We start from the raw sequence: 5,769 nt of genomic DNA on the forward strand, positions 1-5,769 counted from the left end.
CCCGGCGGGCCCGGCCGGGCCCGCCCTCGTACCGCCGCAAGCGGCCGACCAGGACGGCGAGATCGCGTGGCTGCTGCGCGTCTCGGCCGCGTACCGCGACGCCGCCCGCAAGCCCGCGACACCGCGCCCCGCCCCCGTACCGACCCCGAAAGGCACCCCCTCGTGAGCACGACGACCGCCGAGGACCACCGTCTGGCCCGTACCGTCACCGACGTCTTCCAGCCGCGCAACCTCCTCCTCGGCGGCATGGCGGCGGTCGGGCTCGCGGCGGCCGGGGACTGGACCGGCCTGCCGTGGGGCCTGCTCGGCGCGCTGTGCGCGGGCATCGTCCCGGCCGCGTACATCGAGTGGGAGCGCGGGCGCGGCACCTGGGGCGACCGGCACGTCGTGGACCGCAAGCAGCGCGCGCCGATCTTCTTCGTCATCCTCGCCTCGATCGGCGCGGGCGTCGTGATCATGCTCCTGGGCCACGCCCCGAACGGCATCCTGCGCGCGATGCTCGCGCTGTGGCTCATGACGATCATCCTGCTCACGGTCAACACCGCCTGGAAGATCAGCGTGGACGCCTCCGTGGCCTCGGCGGTCGTCGCCCTCCTCGCCTGCGTCCACTCCCCGTGGTGGCTCGCCGCCTACGCCCTGACGGCGGCCGTCTGCTGGTCCCGCGTGGCGCTGCGCTACCACACGGTGGCGCAGGTGTGCGCGGGCGCGGCGCTGGGGGCGGCGACGGCGGTGGCGTACGTGGGGGCGTGAGGGTACGGGTACGGCGGGGCGGGGCGGCGGGACGTACGGAGCCCCGCAGCGCCCCCACCCCCCGTACGCCCCAGCGCCGCCCCGCCCGCCTCCCCACCGGCTCACCCGTGCGCGCTCGCCCACGCCGACAGGGCCGTCAACGTCGACTCCATGCTGTCGGCCGTGGCCTCGCGGAGGGTGTCGAGGTCCTGCGGGGTGGTGCCCAACACCGGGTCGTACGCCAGGAGTTGCCATGACTGGGTCAGGGCGGTGCCGGTGGCGTACGGGGTGAAGGTCCACGTCCAGCGGACGACGGGGCTGCCCTCCGAGCCGAGGACCGTGTAGGCGAACTCACGCCCTGGCTGGGTGACTTGCACCTGTGAGCGGCTGTCCCACTCGGCGCCGTCGCGGCGGTTGCGGCCGTGGAACCAGGCGCCCGCGTGGGGCCCGGCTCCTTCGTCGTACGCGGCGCGGACCGCGTTCGGGCTCCAGCGGGAGATGTGCGAGACCTCGCTCAGGAGGTCGTAGGCGCGGGCCGGGGAGAGCGGGACCCAGGCGCGGCGGGTGAGGTGGTGGCGGGTGACGTCGAGGGGCATGGCGTGGCTCCGGAGGGATCAGGTACGGGAGAAGGGCGCCCAGGCGGCGATGTCGAAACCCCGGCCCTCGCGGCGGAGTTCGAAGGCGCCGTGGCCCGGGATGTGGGCCGGGAGCACGAGGGCCCCGGTGTCGGCCGCGCGGGCGAACATGCGGGCGCGGCTCACGCGGGCCGCCGCCTCGTCCTCCTCGAAGCAGCTGTTGAGGTGCGGTTCGCGGACCTGGATCGCGCCGTGCAGCAGGTCACCGGCGAAGATCGCCCGGTCGCCCGCCGAGTCGAGGTGGATCACCGAGGCGCCGGGCGTGTGGCCGGGCGTCGCTTCCAGGCGCAGGTTCCCGTCGATCACGTACGACTCGTCCCACAGCTCCACGAGCCCCGCCTCCGCGACCGGCTCGACGCTGTCCTCGAAGACGTTCTGGTTGCCGCGCCCGAAGACCGTCCGGTGCAGGTTCTCCGGCTTCCAGTACGTGAAGTCCGCACGCGGCATGAGGTACGTGGCGTTCGGGAACGTGGGGACCCAGTCGCGGCCCTCCAGGCGCGTGTTCCAGCCGACGTGGTCGTCGTGGAGGTGCGTGTTGACGACGAGGTCCACGTCCTCGGGGCGGATGCCGACCGCCGCGAGGTTCGCGAGGTAGTCCGTCTTCAGGTAGGACCAGATCGGTTGCAGCGGACGGTACTTGTCGCTGCCCGCGCCCGTGTCGATCACGATCGTCCTGCCCTCGCTGCGCAGCACCCAGGACTGCGTCGCCGCGCGGGTCAGGTCGGTCTCGGGGTCCCAGTGGTGCGGGGCGAGCAGCTCGCGGTGGCGGTGCCACTCCTCGCGCTCGCTGTCGGGGAAGAAGACATCGGTCGTCATCGGGGTCGTGTCGGAGTACTCGATGACGCGGTGGACGGTGACGTCGCCGAGTTCGATCGTGGTGACGCGGGGGGCCGGGGAGGCTTCGGGGGGCACGGTGCCGCTCCTGCGGGGGTGGGGTGGGTGGTGGTACGTGCCCAGCCTCGTCCCGGGGGAGCGGGCGCGGTATCCGGCAGGTGACTGCACCGCGCCACGGACGACTGCCCCGTACGACCGGCAGCCCGGTACCGCCCCGGACAGCCCCGGACGACAAAAAAGGGAGCGTCGCCGCTCCCTGCCACTATCAAGCTATAGCGCAAGGGGGGTCTTGCCGCAAGACCCCCCTTTTCGCGCAGAATCTCCCGCCCGGGGCCGGTCGCGGTCCCGGCACGTGGGAACCGAGGGAGATCGCCTACATGAGCCATGTCGTCATCGCGGGTGCCGGGCCGACCGGACTGATGCTCGCGGCGGAGTTGCGGCTGCACGGGGTCGAGGTGGTCGTGCTCGACCGGGACCCCGCGCCGTACGCCTGGTCGCGGGCGCAGGGGCTGCACGTGCGCAGCATCGAGATCATGGAGCAGCGCGGGCTGCTGGAGAAGTTCCTCGCGCGCGGGAAGGTCTTCCGCACGGGCGGGTTCTTCGCCGCGCTCGGGGACCGCTGGCCGGAAGGGCTCGACTCGGCGCACTCGTACGTGCTCGGCATCCCGCAGACGGTGACCGAGGAGCTGCTGACCGCGCACGCCGAGGGGCTCGGCGCGCGGATCGTCCGGGGCGCCGAGGTGACCGGCTTCGCGCAGGACGCGGAGGGCGTGAGCGTACGGCTCGCGGACGGGACCGAGCGGCGCGCCGGGTGGCTCGTGGGCTGCGACGGGGGCCGCAGCACGGTCCGCTCGCTGCTCGGCGTCGGCTTCCCCGGGGAGCCGACGCGCCACGAGACGCTGCTCGCCGAGGCGGAGGTGACCGCGCCCGCCGAGGAGATCACGGCGGTGGTCGCGCGGGTGCGCGAGACGCAGAAGCGCTTCGGGCTCGCGCCGCTGGGCGAGGGCGGGTACTGGCGGGTCATCGTGCCCGCGCGCGGGGTGGCGGGCCCGGACGCCGGGGAACCGACGCTCGACGAGCTGCGCTCCTGCCTGCGGGCCGTCGCCGGCACGGACTTCGGGGTACGGGCGCCCCGCCGCCTGACCCGCTTCGGCGACGCGACCCGGCTCGCCGAGCGCTACCGCGTGGACCGCGTCCTGCTCGCGGGCGACGCCGCGCACATCCACCCGCCGACCGGCGGCCAGGGCCTCAACCTCGGCATCCAGGACGCCTTCAACCTCGGCTGGAAGCTCGCCGCCGAGATCACCGGCCGGGCACCGGACGGGCTGCTCGACACGTACGAGAGCGAGCGGCGCCCCGTCGCGGCCGAGGTGCTCGACAACACGCGCGCGCAGATGGAACTGCTGTCGACGACGCCGGGCGCGCTGGCCGTGCGGCGCCTCCTCGGCGAACTGGTCACCTCCTACGACGCCGTCAACCAGCACCTCATCGAGAAGCTGACGGCGATCGGGGTGCGGTACGACGTCGGCGGCGGCGAACACCCGCTGCTGGGACGACGGTTGCGAGACCTCGGAGCCGGGCGGGTGTACGCGGCCATGCACGGCGGCCGGGGCGTCCTCGTGGAGGGCGGCGCCCCGCGCCTGACCGTGGACGGCTGGGCGGACCGGATCGCGCACGTCACGGGAACGGGAGGCACCGAGGACGAGGGCCCGGCCGGCGACGTCCTCCGGCACGGCGGCGCGGTGCTCACCCGGCCGGACGGGCACGTGGTGTGGGTGGGAACGAGCGAGGGGAGCGACGACGGCTTGCGGGAGGCCCTGGAGCGGTGGTTCGGGGCGGCGGGGGAGCGGTAGGGGGGGCGCGGTAGGGAGCCTTCCGTGGAGCGGCGGGGGGCCTTCCCGTGGGGGCGGTCTTTCCGTGGGGTGCCCTTCCCCGCTCGGGCCGTCGGTGGTGGGATCGGGGTATGAACACCTCTGCTTCAGCCTCAGCGAGTCCCGCCCCGTCTCCCGTCTATGACCGCATCGGTGTCGGCTACCGGCGGGTGCGGCAGGCCGATCCTCGGCTTGCCGCGCTCATCCGCGAAGGGCTGGGCGGGGCGCGGACGGTCGTCAATGTCGGGGCGGGGACGGGATCTTACGAGCCGGTCGATGCCGAGGTCGTCGCGGTCGATCCCTCGCAGGTCATGCTCGACCAGCACCCCGGGGAGCGGAAGGTGCGGGCGGGCGCCGAGGAACTGCCCTTCGGGGACGGTGAGTTCGATGCGGCCATGGCGGTGATGACCGTGCACCACTGGTCCGGTCTCCGGCAGGGGCTCGCCGAGTTGCGGCGGGTGGCGCGCCGGCAGGTCGTCTTCACGTGGGACCCGGTCCACGAGCCCGAACTGTGGGTCGTCGGGGAGTACTTCCCGGAGATCCGCGCCATGGAGCGGGAGCGGTTCACGCCCGTGTCGGACGTGGCCGAGGCCATGGGCGCGCACACCGTCGTGCCGTTCCCCATCCCGCACGACTTCACCGACGGCCTCCAGACCGCGTACTGGCGGCGGCCCGAGATGTTCCTCGATCCCGTGGTACGGGCGGCGAGTTCGACCTTCGCGCAGCTCCCCGACTCCGTCGTCGAGCCCGCCGTCGCACGGCTGCGCGCGGACCTGGAGTCGGGGGAGTGGCACCGACGGCACGCCGAACTCCTGACGCGCGAGTCCGTGGACTACGGGTACCGGTTGCTCATCGCGGGGGAGTGAGGCGGGGCGCCCGGGGCGCCCGGGGCGCGCCGTAGCGCGCCAGGTAGTGCCAGACCTTCTTGAGGTCCTGGGGGTGGGCCCGGCCGGCCCGGACCGCGTCGCCGACGATCCTCGGGTCGAGACGGCCGCGCTCGGCCACCTCCAGGGCCAGCGCCACGTACTCGGGGCCCCTGAACTCCGGGTGCGCGCGCAGGAGTTCCGCCTCGACCGTGAAGCCGGGGTGCCACTCCACGGGGCACGGCAGCCGCCGGGCCGCCGCCTCCACGGGTGTGCCCCGGTAGGCGGCGTCCAGGACGAGGGCCTCGATGTCGGACGCGAGGCGGACGCCGCCGTGGACGTGCGTCTCGACGTACGCGTCCAGGAGGTCGCGGCCCCCGGCGCGGCAAGGCTGAGCAGGTCGCAGCGCTCCCGTACCCCGAAGTCCTCCGGCTCCGCCGCGCTGTCCGGGTAGCAGAAGGTGGCGCGGTCCAGGGTCTCGGGGCGCAGCCGGAAGTACGAGGAGCCGAAGCGCGGCGCGGCGCCGACGGGGCCGCGTGTGCCGTCGTCGAGCGCGCCGTACACGGGGCGGGCGGCCGGGGGCGCGGCGTCGTAGGCGCCGCCGAAGATGCGGCTCTCCCAGCGGTGGCGGTCGCCGCCCGGGTGCGCGGTGAGGCCGCCGTTGCTCGTGCCCGTCACGTACTGCGAGTGGTACGCGCCGTCGGCGGCGAGGCGCTCCAGGACGGGGGTGCCGTCGCTGGCGAGGCGGTCGGGGTGGAACTGGAGCGTGACGCGTACGTGCGCGGGGAGCGCGGCGCCCCGGGCACGGGCGGCGACATGGGCGAGCGCCGTGCGGGC

General features: G+C 74.4%; 5 protein-coding genes and 1 pseudogene. 3 read left to right on the forward strand and 3 right to left on the reverse strand.

Annotated features, from left to right (window positions below):
* Positions 1–162: 162 nt before the first annotated feature.
* The gene (locus G3I42_RS09735) at positions 163–750 is read left to right on the forward strand and encodes a hypothetical protein (protein WP_164284319.1); all 588 of its coding nucleotides are present in this window, start codon (positions 163–165) and stop codon (positions 748–750) included.
* A gap of 101 nt (positions 751–851) precedes the next feature.
* Here the strand turns inward: G3I42_RS09735 and G3I42_RS09740 are convergent, their stop codons facing one another.
* Both G3I42_RS09740 and G3I42_RS09745 read right to left on the reverse strand, forming a co-directional pair.
* Positions 852–1,325 (reverse strand): SRPBCC family protein, encoded by a 474-nt coding sequence (locus G3I42_RS09740; RefSeq protein ID WP_164284321.1) that lies wholly within the window; start codon positions 1,323–1,325, stop codon positions 852–854.
* 18 nt (positions 1,326–1,343) lie between these two features.
* A complete protein-coding gene (locus tag G3I42_RS09745; RefSeq protein WP_164284327.1) occupies positions 1,344–2,180 on the reverse strand; it encodes an MBL fold metallo-hydrolase in 837 nt (278 codons plus the stop codon).
* 395 nt (positions 2,181–2,575) lie between these two features.
* Between G3I42_RS09745 and G3I42_RS09750 the strand changes: the two genes are divergently transcribed.
* Positions 2,576–4,051 (forward strand): FAD-dependent monooxygenase, encoded by a 1,476-nt coding sequence (locus G3I42_RS09750; RefSeq protein ID WP_164284323.1) that lies wholly within the window; start codon positions 2,576–2,578, stop codon positions 4,049–4,051.
* 110 nt (positions 4,052–4,161) lie between these two features.
* Positions 4,162–4,935 carry a class I SAM-dependent methyltransferase gene (locus G3I42_RS09755; RefSeq protein WP_164284325.1) on the forward strand — a complete coding sequence of 258 codons (774 nt, stop codon included), beginning with the start codon at positions 4,162–4,164 and terminating at the stop codon, positions 4,933–4,935.
* Here G3I42_RS09755 and G3I42_RS09760 read toward each other — a convergent pair.
* A pseudogene (locus G3I42_RS09760) lies at positions 4,919–5,769 on the reverse strand (DUF3626 domain-containing protein); the annotation flags it as partial. The gene G3I42_RS09755 and the pseudogene G3I42_RS09760 overlap by 17 nt on opposite strands.

It is taken from the genome of Streptomyces sp. SID11385 (assembly GCF_010548245.1).
Lineage (GTDB): Bacteria > Actinomycetota > Actinomycetes > Streptomycetales > Streptomycetaceae > Streptomyces.

Coding starts and splice junctions, on each gene's coding strand:
- G3I42_RS09750 (WP_164284323.1), top strand. CDS start 2,576: ATGAGCCATGTCGTCATCGCGGGTGCCGGGCCGACCGGACTGATGCTC.
- G3I42_RS09755 (WP_164284325.1), top strand. CDS start 4,162: ATGAACACCTCTGCTTCAGCCTCAGCGAGTCCCGCCCCGTCTCCCGTC.
- G3I42_RS09745 (WP_164284327.1), bottom strand. CDS start 2,180: ATGACGACCGATGTCTTCTTCCCCGACAGCGAGCGCGAGGAGTGGCAC.
- G3I42_RS09740 (WP_164284321.1), bottom strand. CDS start 1,325: ATGCCCCTCGACGTCACCCGCCACCACCTCACCCGCCGCGCCTGGGTC.